This is a genomic window from Pseudomonas sp. GD03875 (genome assembly GCF_029840585.1).
GTDB lineage: Bacteria > Pseudomonadota > Gammaproteobacteria > Pseudomonadales > Pseudomonadaceae > Aquipseudomonas > Aquipseudomonas paralcaligenes.
Genome location: NZ_JAOCCV010000004.1, coordinates 40,444 through 60,076, shown reverse-complemented (window position 1 = coordinate 60,076; position 19,633 = coordinate 40,444). Strand labels below are relative to the sequence as shown.

The following is a 19,633-nucleotide window of genomic DNA, read 5'->3' as shown; positions in this document are numbered from 1 at the left end:
CTTTTGACCCGAGGTCGGACCGGACTCAGTAGCCCAGAGCGAAGTGCTCTTCGTCCATGTCCATCAGGTTGCTGGCGCCGGACAGCATGGTCGCGACGTGGGTACGGGTACGCGGCAGGATGCGCTCGAAGTAGAAGCGAGCGGTCTGCAGCTTGGCCTTGTAGAAGGCCTCTTCCTCGGTACCGGCAGCGATCTTCTCGGCGGCCAGACGGGCGATGTCGGCCCAGAAGTAGGCCAGGCAGGCGTAGCCGGAGTACATCAGGTAGTCCACCGAGGCGGCACCGACTTCTTCGCGGTCTTTCATCGCGGCCATGCCCACTTTCATGGTCAGGTCGCCCCACTCCTTGTTCAGTTGAGCCAGCGGTGCAACCAGGCCTTTGATGGCCTCGTTGCCTTCGTTGGCCTGGCAGAACTTGTGCACGATCTTGGTGAAGCCTTTCAGGGCTTCGCCTTGGGTCATCAGGACTTTACGACCCAGCAGGTCGAGAGCCTGGACGCCGGTGGTGCCTTCGTACAGGCAGGAGATACGGCTGTCGCGCACGTTCTGCTCCATGCCCCACTCGGCGATGAAGCCGTGGCCACCATAGATCTGCACGCCGTGGTTGGCGGCTTCGAAGCCGACTTCGGTCATGAACGCCTTGGCGATCGGAGTCAGGAACGCCAGCATCGCGTCGGCGGCCTTCTTCTCTTCTTCGTCCTGGCTGTACTTGACGATGTCGACCTGCTTGGCGGTGAAGTACACCATCGCGCGGTTGCCTTCGGCGAAGGCCTTCATGGTCAGCAGCATGCGACGCACGTCCGGGTGGACGATGATCGGGTCGGCAGCCTTGTCCGGCGCCTTCGGGCCAGTCAGGGAACGCATCTGCAGACGCTCGCGAGCGTATTTGATGCCGCCCTGGAAGGCGATTTCGGCGTGGGCCAGGCCCTGCAGGGCAGTACCCAGGCGAGCAGTGTTCATGAAGGTGAACATGCAGTTCAGGCCTTTGTTGGCCGGGCCGATCAGGTAGCCGGTGGCGCCGTCGAAGTTCATCACGCAGGTGGCGTTGCCGTGGATGCCCATCTTGTGCTCCAGGGAGCCACAGGAAACGGCGTTGCGCGAACCGACGCTGCCATCGGCGTTCACGTTGAACTTCGGCACGATGAACAGGGAGATGCCCTTGGTGCCTTGCGGGGCGTCGGGCAGGCGGGCCAGCACGATGTGGACGATGTTATCGACCATGTCGTGTTCACCGGCGGAAATGAAGATCTTGGTGCCGGACACTTTGTAGGAACCGTCAGCCTGCGGCTCGGCCTTGGTGCGCAGCATGCCCAGGTCGGTACCGCAGTGCGGCTCGGTCAGGCACATGGTGCCGGTCCACTCGCCGGATACCAGCTTGGTCAGGTAGGTGTGCTTCTGCTCGTCGGTGCCGTGGGCCTCGATGGTGTTCATCGCGCCGTGGGACAGGCCGGGGTACATGCCCCAGGACCAGTTGGCTTCGCCGACCATCTCGCTCAGGGCCAGGCCCAGGGACTCCGGCAGGCCTTGGCCACCGTGGTCGACGTTGTGCGCCAGGCTCGGCCAGCCGCCTTCGACGAACTGCTGGTAGGCTTCCTTGAAGCCGGTCGGGGTCTTCACGCCGGATTCGGACCAGGTGCAGCCCTCGAGGTCACCGACACGGTTCAGCGGAGCGATGACTTGCTCGCAGAACTTGGCGCCTTCTTCCAGGATGGCGCTGACCATGTCCGGGGTGGCGTCTTGGCAGCCGGGCAGGCTCTGATAGTGCGCTTCGTAGCCGAGCAGTTCGTCGCGAACGAAACGGATATCACGCAAGGGGGCCTTGTACTCAGGCATAGCGGTAAACCTCTACGGTGGATTCCTTGGTATTGGGATGACCGTCTGGAGCGGTCGTTCGCGGGATTTCTCCCGGCGCCCGGCAGGCACTAACCGGCCCGGCACTCAAACAGGCGTTTGAAACATACGTTTACGCCCAATCCTTGTCAAGCACCCGCCAGCCCCGTTTCACGCCATCAGGTCGACGGTCGCTGACGGGGTCTGCAACTGGGCGAGACGCTGGTAGATATCCAGCCCGGGCGGCGGTGCGAGGGGCTGTTTCGTCTGCCCTTGATCTTCATCTTCGGCGGCACGCTTCTCCTCTTCCTCCGCCAGGCGCTCCTCGCGCTGCTCGCTGCGCGCCTCGGCGGCGGCCATCGCCTCTTCCCGGCGCAGCTGGGCCAGCTCGGCGCGGGCCTGGGTCGCCTGGGCCGCGGCTTCGGCAGCGACGCGCAGGTCCTGGGCCGAGGGCTCCGCCGGCGCCAGGGCGGCGCGCTGCACCAGCTCCATCTTGCGCAGGGTGGCCTCGGGGTCGTTGGGGATGGGGCTGGTGTCGATGCCGACTTCGCCGGCGACGGCGTAGCTCTTGCCGTCCGGGCCGCGCTTGAAAGTATAGGTGGGGGCGCCGGCATAGGCGCCTCCGACCGAGGCATGCGCCTGCTCGTGGGCACGCACCTCGCGGTCGCGGCTGGCCAGCTCGGTGATTTCCCGCTGCTCCTGGCGCAGCACCTCCGCTTCGCGCGCGGTCCGGGCATCGCCCTCGGCGCCGGGGCGGGTGCGCTCCTCGTCCGGGTCGCGCAGCGTGCTCGAATCGGCAGAGGCCTCGACGGGGCGAGCGGAGAGATCCTGTTCGGACGAAGGCGGACGCACCGCCTGTGGCGACGGCGGCGGAGCAGCATAGGCGATGGCGCTGCCGATCTGCATCAGACCCTCCTCGCACCGCCGGGGCGAGCCCCCGGGGTCACTGCGACGCCGACAGCCCCGTCAGGCGCGGGTGTCGATCAGGGTACCCAGCACTTCGTCGGCGGTTTCCACCACCCGCGCGCTGGCCTGTACTTCGTTGCGGCCCTGGGTCAGGCCCACCAGGCTCTGCGCCAGGTCGGGCTCGTTGGCCGGCCGTGCCTGGGAGGTCGGCTGCGCCTGCTGGGTCTGCTGGGTCGGCGACGGCTGTTGCTGCTGGGTCGGCAGGGTGTTGCCGGCGATTTCGCTGGCCGCCTGCTCGACACGCCGCTGCCCGGCCTGGATGCCGCTGAGGCCTGCGTTGAAGGCGCTTCCGGAGATTTGCATGCTGGTGACTCCCTGACGGGGACAGACTCGTGCCGGTAATTGAAGCAGATAATGCTCAAAAAACGTACAAGCAAAGCGCTATCAATCGATCAGCGGCTTATAACGCGGCGCCCGACGGCGGCAGAGAAAGGTGCGCGGCCACGGCGGCCGGCGTGGCCCGCTCGAGGCGCGGCACCCGCCCGAGGCAGGGCGCCGGCAGGCGCTCGGCGAGGGTTGCCAGGTTGTCCTCCAGGCGCGAGGTGCGCGGCTCGACGATGTTGGCCACCCAGCCGGCCAGGGCCAGGCCCTCGCGCTGGATGGCCTCGGCGCTGAGCACGGCATGGTTGATGCAACCCAGGCGCACGCCGACCACCAGGATCACCGGCAGCCGCAGCGCCACGGCCAGGTCGGACAGGCTCTCGTCACCGGCCAGCGGCACCCGCCAGCCGCCGGCGCCTTCGACCAGGGAGAAGTCGGCGCCCCTGTCCAGCACCCGGCGCACCGCGGGCAGCAGGCGTGCCACGCTGAGTTCGACGCCTGCCTCGCGCGCCGCCAGGTGCGGGGCGATGGCCGGCGCGAAGGCGAACGGATTGACCTCGTCGTAGGCCAGCGCCAGCGAGCATTCGCCGAGCAGGGCCAGAGCGTCGTCGTTGCGCAGCCCCTCGCCGGTCGGCACGCAGCCGGAGGCCACCGGCTTGGCCGCCGCCGTGCTCAGCCCGGCCAGGCGCGCCGCATGCAGCAGGCCGGCGGCGATGGTGGTCTTGCCGATCTCGGTGTCGGTACCGGTGACGAAATAGGCCTGGGTCATGTCAGTCCTTGCGCAGCACGCCGTACACCACCTGGTAGGTGGCCGGCAGCCCCTCGGGTGTGCGGAAGCCTTCGTAGGCGGCGGCCAGGGCGCGGATGCGCGCGGGGCCGGTGAGCCCGCCCGGGCGGCCGGGGTTGAGGTTGTGCGCACCGAGGTCCTTGAGCGAACGGGTCAAGGTGCGCAGATCGGGGAAGTGCAGGGTGGTCGCCTGGCGTTCGAGCGTCAGCACCCGCAGACCGCTCCCGGCGCACAAGGCCTGGTAGCCCTCGAAGGGGCGGAAGCGATTGACGTGGACGAAGCCGTCCACCGCCTGCCAGCTGTCGCGCAGCTCCTGCAGGGTGCCGACGCACAGGCTGCTGAAGGCCAGCATGCCGCCCGGGCGCAGCGCGCGGCGCGCCTCGGCCAGCACGGCGGCGAAGTCGGCGCACCACTGCACCGCCAGGCTGGAATAGATCAGGTCGAGGCTGTGGTCGCGCAGCGGCAGGGCTTCGGCGTCGCCGGCGACGAAGTGCCGTGCGCCGCCGCGGGGCCGGGCGTGGCGCAGCATGCCTTCGGCCAGGTCCAGGGCCACGCCCTCGCCGACCGCGAAACGCTGCGCCAGCAGCCGGGTGAAGTGCCCGGTGCCGCAGCCCAGGTCGAGCCAGCGCGCGGGCGCCAGGGCCGGCAGCCGCGCCAGCAGCTGCGCGCCGACCGCGCGCTGCAGCGCGGCCACGCCGTCGTAGCTGTCGGCCGCGCGGGAAAAGGACGCGGCGACCTGACGCTTGTCCGGCAGACCGTCGTAGGCCGCGTGCTCAGGCATCGCCGGCCTCGCCGAGGAAGGCCAGGATCGCCGCCGCCACCTCGTGGGGGCGCTCCAGCGGGAAGGCGTGGCTGACGTCCTCGATCAGTCCCACCTCGATGTCTGGCTGCAGCGCCAGCAGCTCGCCGGCCACCTCGGCCGGCACCAGGGCGTCGGCGCCGGCCAGCAGGTGCAGTTGCGGCCCGGCGAAGCGCTGCAGGGCGCTGCGCCCGTCGAAGTTGCCGAGCACCTCCAGGCCGGCCAGCAGCACCTCCGGCGCACCGTGGGGCGCCGCGGCCTGCAGCTGGCGCGCCAGGCCGCGGGCCTCGGCCGAACCCTGGGTGCAGAGCAGGCTGAAACGCCTGAGCGTGGCGCCGGGATCGACGCGGCAGCCGTCGACGAAGGCGTCGAAGGTCGCCTCGTCCATGCCGTGCGGCCAGTCCGCACCGGCGACGAAGCAGGGGTTGCTGGCCAGGGTCAGCAGGCCGCGGCAGCGCTCGCCACGCAGGGCCGCCAGTTCGCTGGCGAGCATGCCGCCAAGCGACCAGCCGCCCAGCCAGGTATGCGGTGGCAAGCGCTCGTCCAGCTCCAGCAGCCAGTCGCGCGGCTCGCCGGAGACCAGCTCGGGCAACGGCTCGATCTCCACCCGCAGCGCCGGATCGAGCCCGCGCAGGGCCTCGGCCAGCACTTCCAGCGGCAGGCTGCCCAGGCCCCAGCCCGGCAGCAGGATCAGATGGTCACGCATGGCGGTTCACCTCGGGCCAGCACTCGGCCAGCGCGTCGAGCAGGCGCTCCAGCTGCGCCTCGCTGTGGGCGGCGGACAGCGTCACCCGCAGGCGCGCGCTGCCGGCCGGCACGGTGGGCGGGCGGATGGCGCCGACCAGCAGGCCGCGCGCCTTCAGCAGGGCGGAAAGCTTCAGCGCGCGCTCGCTGTCGCCGACCAGGATCGGCTGGATCGGCGTGGGGCTGGCCATCAGGCTCAGGCCGATTTCGGCGGCACCGGCGCGGAAGCGGGCGATCAGCCGGTTCAGGTGCTCGCGGCGCCAGTGCTCGGTGCTCAGCAGCTCCAGGCTCTTCAGGGTGGCGCAGGCCACCGCCGGCGGCTGGCTGGTGGTGTAGATGTAGGGCCGGGCGAACTGGATCAGCGTCTCGATCATGTCCGCGCTGCCCGCGACGAAGGCGCCGGCCGTGCCGAACGCCTTGCCCAGGGTGCCGACCAGCACCGGCACGTCGTCCAGGCCCAGGCCGAAGTGTTCGACGATGCCGCCACCCGTGGCGCCCAGCGGACCGAAGCCGTGGGCGTCGTCGACCATCACCCAGGCGCCGCGGCTGCGGGCCTCGGCGCAGAGTTCGGGCAGGTCGGCGAGGTCGCCGTCCATGCTGAACACGCCGTCGCTCACCACCAGGGTATTGCCCTCGGCCCGGTCCAGGCGCTTGCTGAGGCTCACCGCGTCGTTGTGCAGGTAGCGCGAGAAGCGCGCGCCTGACAGCAGGCCGGCGTCCAGCAGGGAGGCGTGGTTGAGGCGGTCCTCCAGCACTGTGTCGCCCTGCCCCACCAGCGCGGTGACGGCCGCCAGGTTGGCCATGTAGCCGGTGGAGAACAGCAGCGCGCGGGGCCGGCCGGTGAAGGCGGCCAGCGCCTCTTCCAGTTCGTGGTGCGGGCCGCTGTGGCCGATCACCAGATGCGAGGCGCCGCCGCCCACGCCCCAGCGCTCCGCGCCGGCGCGCAGGGCCGCGATCACCTCGGGATGGTTGGCCAGGCCCAGGTAGTCGTTGGAGCAGAAGGCCAGCAGGCGCTGGCCGTCGACCAGCACGTCCGGCCCCTGCGGCCCCTGCAACAGCGGGCGCTGGCGGAACAGCTGGGCGGCCTGGCGTTCGGCGAGGCGGGCAGCGAGATCGAAAGACATGGGCAACCTTGATGGCCGTGGGAGCGGCTTCAGCCGCGATTGTCCGTGCAATCAATTGCGGCTGAAGCCGCTCCCACGGAAAAAACGGGTCTCAGACCGCGGCGTCGTAGAACAGCTGCGAATCGCGCTGCTCGACCAGGGCCTGCTCGATGGCCGCCTGGTGCACTTCGTCCGAATGCTCCTCGCGCGCCTCGGGCTTGATGCCGAGGCGCTTGAACAGCTGCATGTCCTTGTCGGCCTGGGGGTTGGCGGTGGTCAGCAGCTTCTCGCCGTAGAAGATCGAGTTGGCGCCGGCCATGAAGGCCAGGGCCTGCATCTGCTCGTTCATCTGCTCGCGGCCGGCGGACAGGCGCACGTGGGACTTGGGCATCATGATCCGCGCCACGGCCAGCATGCGGATGAAGTCGAACGGGTCGACGTCTTCCTCGTGGGCCAGCGGCGTGCCCTCGACCTTGACCAGCATGTTGATCGGCACCGATTCCGGGTGCTCCGGCAGGTTGGCCAGCTGGATCAGCAGGCCCGCGCGGTCGTCGAGGGACTCGCCCATGCCGAGGATGCCGCCGGAGCAGATCTTCATCCCGGCGTCGCGCACGTAGGCCAGGGTCTGCAGGCGCTCGGAGTAGGTGCGGGTGGTGATGATGTTGCCGTAGAACTCCGGCGAGGTGTCGAGGTTGTGGTTGTAGTAGTCGAGGCCGGCTTCGGCCAGGGCGCGGGTCTGCTCCTGATCGAGCCTGCCGAGGGTCATGCAGGTCTCCAGGCCCAGCTTCTTCACGCCCTCGACCATCTTCAGCACGTAGGGCATGTCCTTGGCCGACGGGTGCTTCCACGCCGCGCCCATGCAGAAGCGGGTGGAGCCGATGGCCTTGGCCTCGGCGGCGGCCTCCAGCACCTTCTGCACCTCCATCAGCTTCTGCTTGTCCAGGCCGGTGTTGTAGTGGCCGGATTGCGGGCAGTACTTGCAGTCTTCCGGGCATGCGCCGGTCTTGATCGACAGCAGGGTGGAGACCTGCACCCGGTTCGGGTCGAAGTGCGCGCGGTGGACGATCTGGGCCTGGAACAGCAGGTCGTTGAACGGCTGCTCGAACAGCGCCTTCACCTCGGCGAGGGACCAATCGTGACGGGTGGCGGAAGCGATGCTGGCGCTCATGGGGATATTCCTTGTTCTAGGCTGTGTTACACGGCTGCGAGGCATAGTCGAAGGAAGGACCATGCGCTGTCAACCATTCACGGACGACCAGGTTTACATCTGGACAAAAAACAAACAACACTGCCTGCTCTGCGACGAGACGGCGGACACCGGCCAGCCCCTGTGCGGCGCCTGCCAGGACGAGCTGCCCTGGCTCGGCGGTCACTGCCGCATCTGCGCAGTACCACTGCCGGCCAGTGGGCTGATCTGCGGCGCCTGCCAGAAACGGCCACCGGCCTTCGACCGGGTGGAGGCGGCCTGGCGCTACGCCTTTCCGGTGGACAGCCTGATCACCCGCTTCAAGCACCAGGCAAGATGGCCTCTGGGACGCCTGCTGGCGGAGCAGTTGTCACATCACCTGCTGCACGCCTTCGCCGAGGGACTGCCCCGGCCCGCCCTGCTCCTGCCCGTGCCGCTGGGGCGCAAGCGCCTGCGCCGCCGGGGCTTCAACCAGGCCGGGATGCTGGCCGACTGGCTGGGGGCGGCACTGGGGATACCCGTGCGCGACGACTGGCTGCTGCGCCCGCGGGAGGGCGCGAACCAGCAGGAGCTGGACGCCGCCGCGCGCCGGCGCAACCTGCGCCATGCCTTCGCCCTTGCCGATCATGCACAGCCGGACGGCCTGGCCGTGGCCCTGGTCGACGACGTGCTCACCACCGGCGCGACGGCCGGCGCACTGGCGCGGCTGCTGCGCGGGCGCGGCGCCGCCCGGGTGGACGTCTATTGCCTGGCCCGCACGCCGCGGCCCGGCGACTGAACCGGTAAAGCGGCCCTGCCGGGGGTACACTGGGCGCCCCCGACCGGAGCACGCCATGAGCCATCCCTTCTCCACCCTCACCCCCGATCTCGTTCTCGATGCCGTGGAAAGCCTCGGCTACCTGAGCGACGCCCGGGTGCTGGCGCTGAACAGCTACGAGAACCGGGTCTATCAGGTCGGCATTGAGGAGAGCGAGCCGCTCATCGCCAAGTTCTACCGGCCGGATCGCTGGAGCGACGCGGCGATCCGCGAGGAACACACATTCAGTCGGGAACTGGTCGAGCACGAGGTACCGGTGGTGGCGCCGCTGGAGCGCGACGGCGAGAGCCTGTTCGAACACGCCGGCTTCCGCTTCGCCCTGTTCCCCCGCCGCGGCGGCCGGGCGCCGGAGCCGGGCAACCTGGACCAGCTGTACCGGCTCGGCCAGTTGCTCGGCCGCCTGCACGCGGTAGGGGCGACCCGCCCCTTCGCCGAGCGCGAGACCCTGGCGGTGGACAACTTCGGCCATGCCTCCCTGGACACCCTGCTGCAGGGCGGCTTCATTCCGAGCGGCCTGCTGCCGGCCTACCGCTCGGTGGCGCAGGACCTGCTGGGCCGCCTCGACGCGCTGTTCGGCCGGGTGCGCTACAGCGCCATCCGCCTGCACGGAGACTGCCACCCGGGCAACCTGCTGTACCGCGACGAGACCTTCAACGTGGTCGACCTCGACGACTGCCGCATGGGCCCCGCCGTGCAGGACCTGTGGATGATGCTCGCCGGCGAGCGCCAGGAACGCCTGGGCCAGCTCGCCGAGCTGATCGACGGCTACCAGGAATTCCACGATTTCGACCCGCGCGAGCTGCCGCTGATCGAGGGCCTGCGCGCCCTGCGCCTGCTCCACCACAGCGCCTGGATCGCCCGCCGCTGGGACGACCCCGCGTTCCCCCTGGCCTTCCCCTGGTTCGCCAACGAGCGCTACTGGGGCGACCAGGTGCTGATGCTGCGCGAGCAGATCGCGGCCCTCGACGAAGAGCCGCTGCGGCTGTTCTGAGGGTCAGGCGCGGGAGGCGTTGCGCACGGAAATCTGCGTGTTCAGCGTCCAGAAGTCGTACAGCACGCCGATCAGGAACAGGCCGCCGGTGCACAGGTAGATGATCCCGGTGATCCACTTGCCCTGGTACATGCGGTGCACGCCGAACACGCCGAGGAAGGTCAGTAGAATCCAGGCGACGTTGTAGTCGACGTCGCCGGCGGTGAAGCGCAGGTCGGCCTCGCGATCCATGGAGGGGATCAGGAACAGGTCGATGATCCAGCCGATGAACAGCAGGCCGAAGGTGAAGAACCAGATGGTCCCGGTCACCGGCTTGCCGTAGTAGAAGCGGTGCGAGCCGAGGAAACCGAAGATCCACAGCAGATAGCCGATGACCTTGCTGTGCGTGTCCTGTCGTTGCATGTGAACTCCCTGAATGACGGGCCGACGACCGGCCGGAACGAGACCTTGCGCGTTAGTTGATCACAAAATACTGTATATAAAAACAGTATATCGACCGACGCATGGAACTCATCGACAAGCTAACCGTATTGGCCGACGCGGCCAAGTACGACGTGTCCTGCGCCAGCAGCGGCGCGCCGAAGCGCGACTCGCGGGGCAAGTCCGGCCTGGGCGCGACCAACGGCATGGGCATCTGCCACAGCTTCACGCCGGACGGGCGCTGCGTGGCCCTGCTGAAGATCCTGCTGACCAACTTCTGCCTGTACGACTGCCAGTACTGCGTCAACCGCCGCTCCAGCGACGTGCCGCGCGCCCGCTTCAGCCCCGAGGAAGTGGTGCGCCTGACGCTGGACTTCTACCGGCGCAACTGTATCAGCGGCCTGTTCCTCAGCTCGGGGATCATCCGCTCGGCCGACTACACCATGGAACAGCTGGTGCGCGTCGCCCGGCTGCTGCGCGAGGAACACGAGTTCCGCGGCTACATCCACCTCAAGACCATCCCCGACGCCTCGCCCGAGCTGATCGCCGAGGCCGGCCGCTACGCCGACCGCCTCAGCGTCAACATCGAGCTGCCCAGCGAGGCCAGCCTGATCCGCCTGGCGCCGGAAAAGAGCGTCGGCACCATCAAGCAGGCGATGGGATCGATCCGCCTGGGCGTGGACCAGGCCAGCGAGGAAAGGCGCGGGCCGGCCTTCGCACCCGCCGGGCAGAGCACCCAGATGATCGTCGGCGCCGACGACACCGACGACCGCACCATCCTCCACACCGCGCAGACCCTGTACGGCGCCTACAAGCTCAAGCGGGTCTACTACTCGGCCTTCAGCCCCATCCCGCACAGCCCGAAGAGCGTACCGTTCGAGGCGCCGCCGCTGCTGCGCGAGCACCGCCTGTACCAGGCCGACTTCCTCCTGCGCGGCTACGGCTTCGACGTCCGCGAGCTGATCGCCACGCCCGGCAACCTGGCCCTCGACATCGACCCCAAGCTGGCCTGGGCGCTGGCCAACCGCGCCCACTTCCCCCTCGACCTGAACCGCGCGGAACCGGCGATGATCGCCCGCGTGCCGGGCATCGGCGTGCTCAGCGCCAAGCGCCTGGTCGAGCTGCGCCGCCAGCGGCGGATTCGCTACGCCGACGTGGTGCGCCTGCGCTGCGCAATGGACAAGGTCAGGCCCTTCATCGTCACCCAGGACTACCGCCCCCGGCAGGCCACGCTGGAGTCCGCCGCCCTGCGCCGCCAGCTCAGCGACACGCCGGCGCAGATGGCCCTGTGGTGATGCACGACGCGCGCTTCGACGGCAGCTTCGCCGACTGGCGCCGCGAGGCCCGCCGCCTGCTGCGGGCCGGCGTCGAAGCCCAGGCGGTGAACTGGCGGACGGGCGACGACGGCGGCCAGTTGTTCGCCGGTTTGTCGGCCACGGTCCCGGCACCCACGTCCGCTCCCGCCCCGCGCATCCCCCGGGAGCTGCCCGAACTGCTGGAGAGCGCTTCGCGCTATCGCGCCGACGACCGCTGGGCCCTGCTCTACCGGGTGCTCTGGCGCGTGGCCCACGGCGACCGCGCGGCCATGCTTGCCGGAGACGGCGACGGCAGCGTGCTGCAGCGACGGATCAAGGGCGTGCGCCGCGAGGCCCACCACATGCACGCGTTCCTGCGCTTCCGGCAGCGCCCCACCGAGGCGGGGCCGCCGGCCTTCGTCGCTTGGCACGAGCCGGCCCACGACATTCTGGAGATGGCCGCCGGTCATTTCGCCGAGCGGCTGGGGCGGAGCAGTTGGCTGATCGCTACGCCGGACGCGGCGGCACTCTGGGACGGCGCCCAGCTGCGCTTCCTGCGGCCCTGCCCGGCGGAGCTGCGCGAACTGGCGCGCGCCGCCGACGACCCCGGCGCCGAACTCTGGCTGGCCTACTACGGCAGCACCTTCAATCCGGCGCGGCTCAACCGCGACGTGCTGGAAAGCAACATGCCGGTGCGCTTCTGGAAACACCTACCGGAAGGCCCGCTGATCCCGCAGCTGATGAGCCAGGCCCGCGCCGGCCAGCAGCGCCTGGCGCAGGCCGCCAGCGTCGGCGAACGGGAGGGCAAGGAGGTGCTGATCGCCAGCGACAAGGCCCAGCCACGGCGGGCACCGAGCACCTCGCTGGGCGAATGCCGCGACTGCGATATCTGGCGCGGCGCGACCTGCGCGGTGCCGGGGGAAGGGCCGGAGCAGGCGCCGATCATGCTGGTCGGGGAACAACCGGGCGATCAGGAAGACCTCGCCGGCCGCCCCTTCGTCGGGCCCGCCGGGCAGGTGCTGAACCGCGCGCTGGCGCGGGCGGGGCTGCGCCGCGAGGCGCTGTACCTGACCAACGCGGTGAAGCACTTCAAGTGGACTCCCCGGGGCGGCCCGAACAGCCGCGCCGCCACCCGCAAGCACGCCACGCCCAAGCCGGGCGAGATCGAGGCCTGTCGCCGCTGGCTCGACGAGGAGCTGGCGCGGGTCGCGCCCGAGGTGGTGGTGGCGCTCGGCAAGACAGCCCTGGCCGCGCTGCTGGAAACCTTCGAGCCGCAGCGCCTGCGCCTGGCGGACTTCGCCGGCGCGCCGTTCAGGCAGGGGGAGCGATGGATCGTGGTGGCACCCCACCCGGCAGCGGTGCTGCGGGCGGGGGAAGAGGGCGAGCGGCGGTTCGCCGAGCTGGTCGCGGCCCTGGAGCAGGCGCGCCAGCTGGCGGCGGAGGCGGTCAGCGGAAGCGCCGCCCCGGATCTTCGTCGCTGACCTCCAGGCTCAGGCCCTGGGCGATGCTGGTCAGGTGATCGCCGTCGGTCTCCGAACCCAGCTTGATCATCAGGCGCAGGTCGTTCGCCGAGTCGGCGTAGAGCAGGGCGTCCTCGTAGGTGATCTCGCCCTGAGTGTAGAGGTTGTACAGCGCCTGGTCGAAGGTCTGCATGCCCAGCTCGGTGGAGCGCTTCATCAGGCCCTTGAGTTCGTGCACCTCGCCCTTGCGGATCAGGTCGGCGGCCAGCGGGGTGTTGATCAGTACCTCGATCACCGCGCGGCGGCCCTTGCCGTCCGGCGTCGGCACCAGCTGCTGGGCGACGATGGCCTTGAGGTTGAGCGACAGGTCCATCCACACCTGGTTGTGCCGGTCAGGCGGGAAGAAGTTGATGATCCGGTCCAGCGCCTGGTTGGCGTTGTTGGCGTGCAGGGTGGCCAGGCACAGGTGGCCGGTCTCGGCGAACGCCACGCCGTAGTCCATGGTTTCCCGGGTACGGATCTCGCCGATCAGGATCACGTCTGGCGCCTGGCGCAGAGTGTTCTTCAGCGCCACCTCGAACGACTCGGTATCGATGCCGACCTCGCGCTGGGTGACGATGCAGCTCTGGTGCTGGTGGATGTATTCGATCGGGTCTTCGATGGAGATGATGTGGCCGCTGGTGTTCTTGTTGCGGTAGCCGATCATCGCCGCCAGCGAGGTGGACTTGCCGGTACCGGTGGCGCCGACGAACAGCACCAGGCCGCGCTTGGTCAGCGCCAGCTTCTTCAGCACCTCGGGCAGCTTGAGGTCGTCGAGGGTCGGGATGTTGGTCTCGATGCGGCGCAGCACCATGCCCGCCAGGTTGCGCTGGTAGAAGGCGCTGACCCGGAAACGGCCGATGCCGCGGGCGCTGATGGCGAAGTTGCACTCGTGGTTCTCGGCGAACTCGCGACGCTGCTGCTCGTTCATCACCGAGTGCACCGTCTCGCGGGTCTGCTCCGGAGACATGGAGGTCTTGGTCACCGGCATGATCTTGCCATTGACCTTCATCGAGGGTGGCACGCCGGCCGTGATGAACAGGTCCGACCCGCCCTTTTCCACCATCAAGCGCAACAGTTTCTCAAATTCCATTTTTCCCGCCCATGTGTCTCGTGCATGGCCGACACGGCGGCCACGTCATTATTAGAAGTTTTCCGGCGTCTTGGCCTTCTCGCGCGCCGCGTCGCGGCTGACCAGGCCCTTCGCCACCAGGCCCTTGAGGCAGTTGTCGAGGGTCTGCATGCCCAGCGAACCGCCGGTCTGGATCGCCGAGTACATCTGCGCGACCTTGTCCTCGCGGATCAGGTTACGGATCGCCGGCGTGCCGATCATGATCTCGTGGGCCGCCACCCGACCGCCGCCGATCTTCTTCAGCAGCGTCTGCGAGATCACCGCCTGCAGCGACTCGGAGAGCATGGAGCGGACCATGGACTTTTCCTCGGCGGGGAACACGTCCACCACCCGGTCGATGGTCTTGGCGGCGGAGGTGGTGTGCAGGGTGCCGAACACCAGGTGGCCGGTTTCCGCGGCGGTCAGCGCCAGGCGGATGGTCTCCAGGTCACGCATCTCGCCCACCAGGATGATGTCCGGGTCTTCCCGCAGCGCCGAGCGCAGGGCCTCGGAGAAGCCATGGGTGTCGCGGTGCACCTCGCGCTGGTTGACCAGGCACTTCTTCGATTCGTGGACGAATTCGATCGGGTCCTCGATGGTGAGGATGTGGTGGTACTTGTTGTTGTTCAGGTAGTCGAGCATGGCCGCCAGGGTGGTCGACTTGCCCGAGCCGGTCGGCCCGGTCACCAGCACCAGGCCGCGCGGCACGTCGGTGATCTTGCGGAACACCTCGCCCATGCCCAGCTCTTCCATGGTCAGCACTTTCGAGGGAATGGTCCGGAACACGGCGCCGGCACCGCGGTTCTGGTTGAAGGCGTTGACCCGGAAGCGCGCCACGCCGGGCACTTCGAAGGAGAAGTCGGTCTCGAGGAATTCCTCGTAATCCTTGCGCTGCTTGTCGTTCATGATGTCGTAGATCAGCGCGTGGACCTGCTTGTGGTCCATCGGCGGCAGGTTGATCCGGCGCACATCGCCATCGACGCGAATCATCGGCGGCAGGCCCGCCGAGAGGTGCAGGTCCGACGCGCCTTGCTTGGCGCTGAAGGCGAGCAGCTCGGTAATATCCATGGGACTCCCCAATCGAATGCAAGCAGGTAGAATGCCGCAGACCCCTGACGGGCGGGCTATAGAGCGCAAGTAATGTCCACGATAGCAGAGAATATTGCAAAGGTTCGCGAGCGTATCCGTGAGGCGGCGCAAGCCTCGCAGCGCAATCCGGACTCGGTCCGCCTGCTCGCCGTGAGCAAGACCCACCCTGCGCAGGCGGTGCGCGAGGCCAACGCCAGCGGCCAGGTCGACTTCGGCGAGAACTACCTGCAGGAAGCCCTGGCCAAGCAGCTCGAGCTGGCCGACCTGGACCTGGCCTGGCATTTCATCGGTCCGATCCAGTCGAACAAGACCAAGGCGATCGCCGAGCACTTCCACTGGGTACATTCGGTGGACCGCCTGAAGATCGCCCAGCGCCTGTCCGAGCAGCGCCCCGATCACCTGCCGCCGCTGAACGTCTGCCTGCAGGTCAACGTCAGCGGTGAAACCAGCAAGTCCGGCTGTGCGCCGGAGGAGCTGCCCGCGCTGGCACAGGCGGTTACACAACTGCCGCGACTGCGTCTGCGCGGATTGATGACAATCCCCGAACCCAGCGACGACCCGCAGGCCCAGCGCGAGCCCCTGGCCAGACTGCGCCAATTGCGCGACTCGCTGAACGCCGACCTCGACACCCTGTCCATGGGCATGAGCCAGGATCTGGAAGCCGCCATCGCCGAGGGCGCCACCTGGGTGCGCATCGGCACCGCATTGTTCGGCGCCCGGGACTACAACCAGCCCGACCGCGGTCAGCCCCACTAATAAAGGAAGCACACGATGAGTCACCCCCGCATCGCCTTCATCGGCGCCGGCAACATGGCCGCCAGCCTGATCGGCGGGCTGCTCGCCCAAGGTCTGCCGACCAGCCACATCCGCGCCAGCGACCCGGGTGCAGAGCAGCGCGCCAGGGTCGCCGCCGAACATGGCATCGAACTGTTCGAAAGCAACGCTGAAGCCATCGCCGGCGCCGACATCGTGGTGCTGGCGACCAAGCCGCAGGTGCTCAAAGGCGTGTGCCAGGCCCTGGCGCCGAGCCTGCAGGCGGGCCAGCTGGTCGTCTCCATCGCCGCCGGCATCACCTGCGCCAGCCTCACCGCCTGGCTCGGCGAGGTGGCACTGGTGCGCTGCATGCCCAACACCCCCGCGCTGCTGCGCCAGGGCGTCAGCGGCCTGTACGCCAACCCGCGGGCGTCCACCGAACAGCGCCAGCAGGCAGAGCAGCTGCTGGGCGCCGTCGGCCTGGCCGTGTGGCTGGACGAGGAACTCCTGATCGACGCCGTGACCGCCGTCTCCGGCAGCGGCCCGGCCTACTTCTTCCTGCTGATCGAGGCGATGACCGCCGCCGGCGAGCAGCTCGGCCTGCCCCGCGAAACCGCCGCGCAGCTGACCCTGCAGACCGCCCTCGGCGCCGCGCGCATGGCCACCGAAAGCGACGTCGACGCCACCGAGCTACGCCGCCGGGTCACCTCCCCCAACGGCACCACCGAAGCGGCGATCAAGACCTTCCAGGCCGGCGGCTTCGAGGCCCTGGTGCAACAGGCCCTGGATGCCGCCGCCCGGCGCTCCGCCGAACTCGCCGAACAACTGGGTCAATAAGGAATCCGCATCGATGAACGGACTGGATACCGCCGCCATCTACATCCTGCAGACGCTGGGCAGCCTCTACCTGCTGATCGTCCTGCTGCGCTTCGTCCTGCAACTGGTTCGCGCCGACTTCTACAACCCGCTCAGCCAGTTCGCGGTCAAGGCCACCCAGCCGCTGCTGCGCCCGCTGCGCCGGCTGATCCCGGGCTTTGGCGGCCTCGACCTGGCCTCGCTGCTGCTGGCCATCCTGCTGCAGATGGTGATCATGGCCATCACCCTGCTGCTGGCCTACGGCACTACCGGCAATCCGCTGCAGCTGCTGATCTGGGCGCTGATCGGGGTGACCTCGCTGTTCCTCAAGATCTTCTTCTTCGCCCTGATCATCAGCGTGATCCTGTCCTGGGTCGCCCCGGGCAGCTACAACCCGGGCGCCCAGCTGGTGAACCAGATCTGCGAGCCGCTGCTGGCGCCGATCCGCAAGCTGCTGCCGAGCCTCGGCGGCCTGGACATCTCGCCGATCTTCGCCTTCATCGCGATCAACCTGCTCGACATGCTGGTGGTGAAGAACCTCGCCGCCGCCACCCACATGCCGTCGGTGCTGGGCCTGCTGATGTGAGCTGGTTCCGCTGGGATGGCGAGGACCTGATCCTCGACTGCCACCTGCAGCCCCGGGCGAGCAAGGACGAATTCGCCGGGCTGCATGGCGAGCGGATGAAGATCCGCCTCACCGCGCCGCCGGTGGAGGGCAAGGCCAACGCCCACCTGATGGCCTTCCTGGCCGCCGCCTTCGGCGTCGCCAAGAGCCAGGTGAGCCTGGAGAGTGGCGAGCTGAACCGGCAGAAGCGGGTGCGCGTGCGCGCCCCGCGCACCCTCCCCGACCTGCCCGGGCTGACCGTCCGCCCCACCTGAACAACCACCCAGCCACAGTTCCGTCACGCCTCGATTGACGGCAGCCATGGCCGTCGCATAATGCGGACATCTCCGGTGAACCGTCCCGGATCGTTGCGCCCTTGTCGAGCCACGAACCACCCCTCGGAGGAGTGTCGGGATGAGCATGGAACGTCTCAGCCAGCAGGTAGATGCCTACGTCGCCTGGAAGCGCGAGCTGATGCGCGAGATCACCCGCTACCGCAGCTGGCTGGCGCAGCACCGCCTCGGCTCGGAAGCGATGGACGCCCGCCTGGAGCGCTCCCTCAAGCTGCTGCGCACCGACCACATCACCCTGGCCTTCGTCGGCGAGTTCTCCCGCGGCAAGACCGAGCTGATCAACGCCCTGTTCTTCTCCGAGTACGGCCAGCGCATGTTGCCGTCCCACGCCGGACGCACCACCATGTGCCCCACCGAACTGTTCTTCGACCCCCGCTCCGAGCGCCCCTACATCCGCCTGCTACCGATCGAGACGCGCATGGCCGACGCCAGCGTGTCGCAGTTCAAGCGCATCCCGCGGCACTGGGTGAACATCCCGCTCGATCCGAGCGACCCGGACAACATGGCCCTGGCCTTCGCCCAGGTGGCCAAGACCAAGCCGATGCCGGTGGAGCAGGCGATCCAGCTCGGCTTCCTGCCGGACATGCTGGAGGCGACCGGCAAGCCCGGCCAGGTGCTGGTGCCGGCCTGGCGCCACGCCATGGTCAACTTCGACCATCCGCTGCTGCGCCAGGGCCTGCGCATCCTCGACACGCCCGGCCTCAACGCCCTCGGCAGCGAGCCCGAACTGACCCTGTCGATGCTGCCCAATGCCCAGGCGATCCTGTTCCTGCTGGCCGCCGACACCGGCGTCACCTCCAGCGACATGGCGATCTGGAACGAGCACATCCGCCAGCTCGATGGCGACGCCCAGGCCAGCCTGTTCGCCGTGCTCAACAAGGTCGACGTGCTGTGGGACGACCTGGCCGGCGAGGAAAGCGTCGCCAGGGCCATCGCCCAGATGCAGGACGCCACCGCCCGCCAGCTCGGCATCTCCACCGCCAGCGTGCTGCCGCTGTCGGCCAAGCAGGCCCTGCTGGCCAAGGTACGCAAGGACGAGCCGCTGCTCGCCCGCAGCCAGCTGGCCGACCTGGAGAACCTGCTGTGCGAACGCATCGTCGCGCAGAAGGAGCGGCTGCTCGAGGACCGCGTGGTCAACCAGGTGCTGGCCCTGCTCAACAACAGCCAGCACGTGCTGAACCTGCGCCTGGAAAAGGTGCGCGAGCAGCAGTCGTTGCTCCAGGCGCACCAGCACGACAACGGCCAGCTGCTGTTCGACCTGACCGCCAAGACCAAGGAAGACCACAGCCAGCACCACAAGCGCCTGCTCGGCCTGAAGACCAACCAGCGCCTGCTCCACCGCCAGGGCGACCTGCTCCGCGCCGCGGTGCGCCCGGAGCGCCTGGAAGACCACCTGGCCCAGGTCCGCCAGGGCCTGAGCGGCAGCTGGACCACCCTCGGCATCAACCAGGCCATCGTCGAGTTCTTCCGCAACGTGGAGCACGACCTCGGCAACCTGGCGCACGAGGCCGAGATGGCCAACAAGATGGTCGCGGCCATCTACCGCCGGCACAACGAGGAAAACCCGCTGCACGGCGTCGATGCGCCGAAGTTCAACAGCCGCGGCTACCAGCGCGAGCTGCAGCAGCTGCGCGGCAAGGCCGACCAGTTCCGCCTGCACCTGAAGACACTGATGACGGAGCAGCGCAGCCTGACCCGGCGCTTCTTCTCCACCCTGGTGCAGGAGGTCGTCGGCCTGCACCGGCGCCTGCGCAGCGAAGCGGAACAGTGGGCCAGCGACGCCCTGATGCCGCTGATGCAGAACACCCTCGAACACAAGCAGATGCTCGAGAGCCACATGCTGCGCCTCAAGTCCCTGGCCCAGGAAACCCAGCAGGCACGCCAGCGCGGCCAGCAGCTGGCCGGCTACTGCACCCAGCTGGAGAACCAGCTGGCCCAGGCCGGCGAGATGCTCCGCGCCCTGCGCAAGCCGGCACCGATCCAGCGCCAGGGCAAGGTCGTCACCCTGCCCGGCGTCGCCCGCCAGCAGAGCGCCGCCGACCCGGCGTGAGGCCAGCCAAATCAGCGGCTTAGCCACGGCCCCCGCGCTTGCTGCCGGGGGCCGTGCTCTTT

20 protein-coding genes are annotated in these 19,633 nt (G+C 68.8%); 9 read left to right on the top strand and 11 right to left on the bottom strand.

The window, feature by feature from the left end; translation table 11 throughout:
* Positions 1-25: 25 nt before the first annotated feature.
* The 8 genes from N5D30_RS04605 to bioB all read right to left on the bottom strand — a co-directional run bounded on the left by N5D30_RS04605 (position 26) and on the right by bioB (position 7,716).
* Positions 26-1,831 (bottom strand): phenylacyl-CoA dehydrogenase, encoded by a 1,806-nt coding sequence (locus N5D30_RS04605; protein ID WP_220812391.1) that lies wholly within the window; start codon positions 1,829-1,831, stop codon positions 26-28.
* Between the two features lie 168 nt (positions 1,832-1,999).
* A complete protein-coding gene (locus N5D30_RS04600; RefSeq protein WP_279907875.1) occupies positions 2,000-2,734 on the bottom strand; it encodes a putative metalloprotease CJM1_0395 family protein in 735 nt (244 codons plus the stop codon).
* Positions 2,735-2,794: 60 nt separating this feature from the next.
* The gene (locus N5D30_RS04595; protein ID WP_279907874.1) at positions 2,795-3,097 is read right to left on the bottom strand and encodes a pyrroloquinoline quinone biosynthesis protein PqqE; all 303 of its coding nucleotides are present in this window, start codon (positions 3,095-3,097) and stop codon (positions 2,795-2,797) included.
* 97 nt (positions 3,098-3,194) lie between these two features.
* On the bottom strand, positions 3,195-3,884 hold the full coding sequence (gene bioD, locus N5D30_RS04590) for a dethiobiotin synthase (RefSeq protein ID WP_279907873.1): 690 nt from the start codon (positions 3,882-3,884) through the stop codon (positions 3,195-3,197).
* Between the two features lies 1 nt (position 3,885).
* A complete protein-coding gene (bioC, locus tag N5D30_RS04585) occupies positions 3,886-4,683 on the bottom strand; it encodes a malonyl-ACP O-methyltransferase BioC (protein WP_279907872.1) in 798 nt (265 codons plus the stop codon).
* A complete protein-coding gene (locus N5D30_RS04580) occupies positions 4,676-5,407 on the bottom strand; it encodes an alpha/beta fold hydrolase (RefSeq protein ID WP_279907870.1) in 732 nt (243 codons plus the stop codon). The genes bioC and N5D30_RS04580 overlap by 8 nt, the downstream gene beginning before the upstream one ends.
* Positions 5,400-6,569: an 8-amino-7-oxononanoate synthase gene (gene bioF / locus N5D30_RS04575; protein ID WP_279907868.1), complete on the bottom strand. Its 1,170-nt coding sequence runs from the start codon at positions 6,567-6,569 to the stop codon at positions 5,400-5,402. The genes N5D30_RS04580 and bioF overlap by 8 nt, the downstream gene beginning before the upstream one ends.
* Before the next feature lie 91 nt (positions 6,570-6,660).
* Entirely contained in the window at positions 6,661-7,716 is a 1,056-nt protein-coding gene (bioB, locus tag N5D30_RS04570; RefSeq protein WP_220812398.1) for a biotin synthase BioB, read from the bottom strand.
* Between the two features lie 61 nt (positions 7,717-7,777).
* Between bioB and N5D30_RS04565 the strand changes: the two genes are divergently transcribed.
* A complete protein-coding gene (locus N5D30_RS04565) occupies positions 7,778-8,512 on the top strand; it encodes a ComF family protein (protein ID WP_279907866.1) in 735 nt (244 codons plus the stop codon).
* A 55-nt stretch (positions 8,513-8,567) separates the two neighbouring features.
* On the top strand, positions 8,568-9,542 hold the full coding sequence (locus N5D30_RS04560; RefSeq protein WP_279907865.1) for a serine/threonine protein kinase: 975 nt from the start codon (positions 8,568-8,570) through the stop codon (positions 9,540-9,542).
* A 3-nt stretch (positions 9,543-9,545) separates the two neighbouring features.
* Here the strand turns inward: N5D30_RS04560 and N5D30_RS04555 are convergent, their stop codons facing one another.
* Complete coding sequence (locus N5D30_RS04555) at positions 9,546-9,944, bottom strand: TM2 domain-containing protein (protein WP_220812401.1); 399 nt, start codon at positions 9,942-9,944, stop codon at positions 9,546-9,548.
* 101 nt (positions 9,945-10,045) lie between these two features.
* Here N5D30_RS04555 and N5D30_RS04550 point away from each other — a divergent pair, with 101 nt between their 5' ends.
* Both N5D30_RS04550 and N5D30_RS04545 read left to right on the top strand, forming a co-directional pair.
* Positions 10,046-11,257: a putative DNA modification/repair radical SAM protein gene (locus N5D30_RS04550; protein ID WP_279907864.1), complete on the top strand. Its 1,212-nt coding sequence runs from the start codon at positions 10,046-10,048 to the stop codon at positions 11,255-11,257.
* Positions 11,257-12,738 carry a UdgX family uracil-DNA binding protein gene (locus N5D30_RS04545; protein WP_279907863.1) on the top strand — a complete coding sequence of 494 codons (1,482 nt, stop codon included), beginning with the start codon at positions 11,257-11,259 and terminating at the stop codon, positions 12,736-12,738. The genes N5D30_RS04550 and N5D30_RS04545 overlap by 1 nt, the downstream gene beginning before the upstream one ends.
* On the opposite strand, the gene N5D30_RS04540 is transcribed toward N5D30_RS04545, so the two are convergent.
* A complete protein-coding gene (locus tag N5D30_RS04540; RefSeq protein ID WP_279904632.1) occupies positions 12,704-13,849 on the bottom strand; it encodes a PilT/PilU family type 4a pilus ATPase in 1,146 nt (381 codons plus the stop codon). The genes N5D30_RS04545 and N5D30_RS04540 overlap by 35 nt on opposite strands.
* 51 nt (positions 13,850-13,900) lie before the next feature.
* Positions 13,901-14,935, bottom strand: coding sequence for a type IV pilus twitching motility protein PilT (pilT, locus tag N5D30_RS04535; RefSeq protein WP_279907861.1), 1,035 nt, complete (start codon positions 14,933-14,935; stop codon positions 13,901-13,903).
* 72 nt (positions 14,936-15,007) lie between these two features.
* On the opposite strand from pilT, the gene N5D30_RS04530 reads away from it, so the two are divergent.
* The 5 genes from N5D30_RS04530 (at position 15,008) to N5D30_RS04510 (ending at position 19,571) form a co-directional block, all read left to right on the top strand.
* Complete coding sequence (locus N5D30_RS04530; protein ID WP_279907860.1) at positions 15,008-15,712, top strand: YggS family pyridoxal phosphate-dependent enzyme; 705 nt, start codon at positions 15,008-15,010, stop codon at positions 15,710-15,712.
* A 15-nt stretch (positions 15,713-15,727) separates the two neighbouring features.
* Positions 15,728-16,546: a pyrroline-5-carboxylate reductase gene (gene proC / locus N5D30_RS04525; RefSeq protein WP_279907859.1), complete on the top strand. Its 819-nt coding sequence runs from the start codon at positions 15,728-15,730 to the stop codon at positions 16,544-16,546.
* A 13-nt stretch (positions 16,547-16,559) separates the two neighbouring features.
* Positions 16,560-17,150, top strand: a complete 591-nt coding sequence (locus N5D30_RS04520) for a YggT family protein (RefSeq protein WP_220812408.1) — start codon at positions 16,560-16,562, stop codon at positions 17,148-17,150.
* Positions 17,147-17,443 (top strand): DUF167 domain-containing protein, encoded by a 297-nt coding sequence (locus tag N5D30_RS04515; RefSeq protein ID WP_279907858.1) that lies wholly within the window; start codon positions 17,147-17,149, stop codon positions 17,441-17,443. Before N5D30_RS04520 ends, N5D30_RS04515 begins: the two co-directional genes overlap by 4 nt.
* 139 nt (positions 17,444-17,582) lie before the next feature.
* The gene (locus N5D30_RS04510; protein WP_279904636.1) at positions 17,583-19,571 is read left to right on the top strand and encodes a dynamin-like GTPase family protein; all 1,989 of its coding nucleotides are present in this window, start codon (positions 17,583-17,585) and stop codon (positions 19,569-19,571) included.
* Positions 19,572-19,633 lie beyond the last annotated feature (62 nt).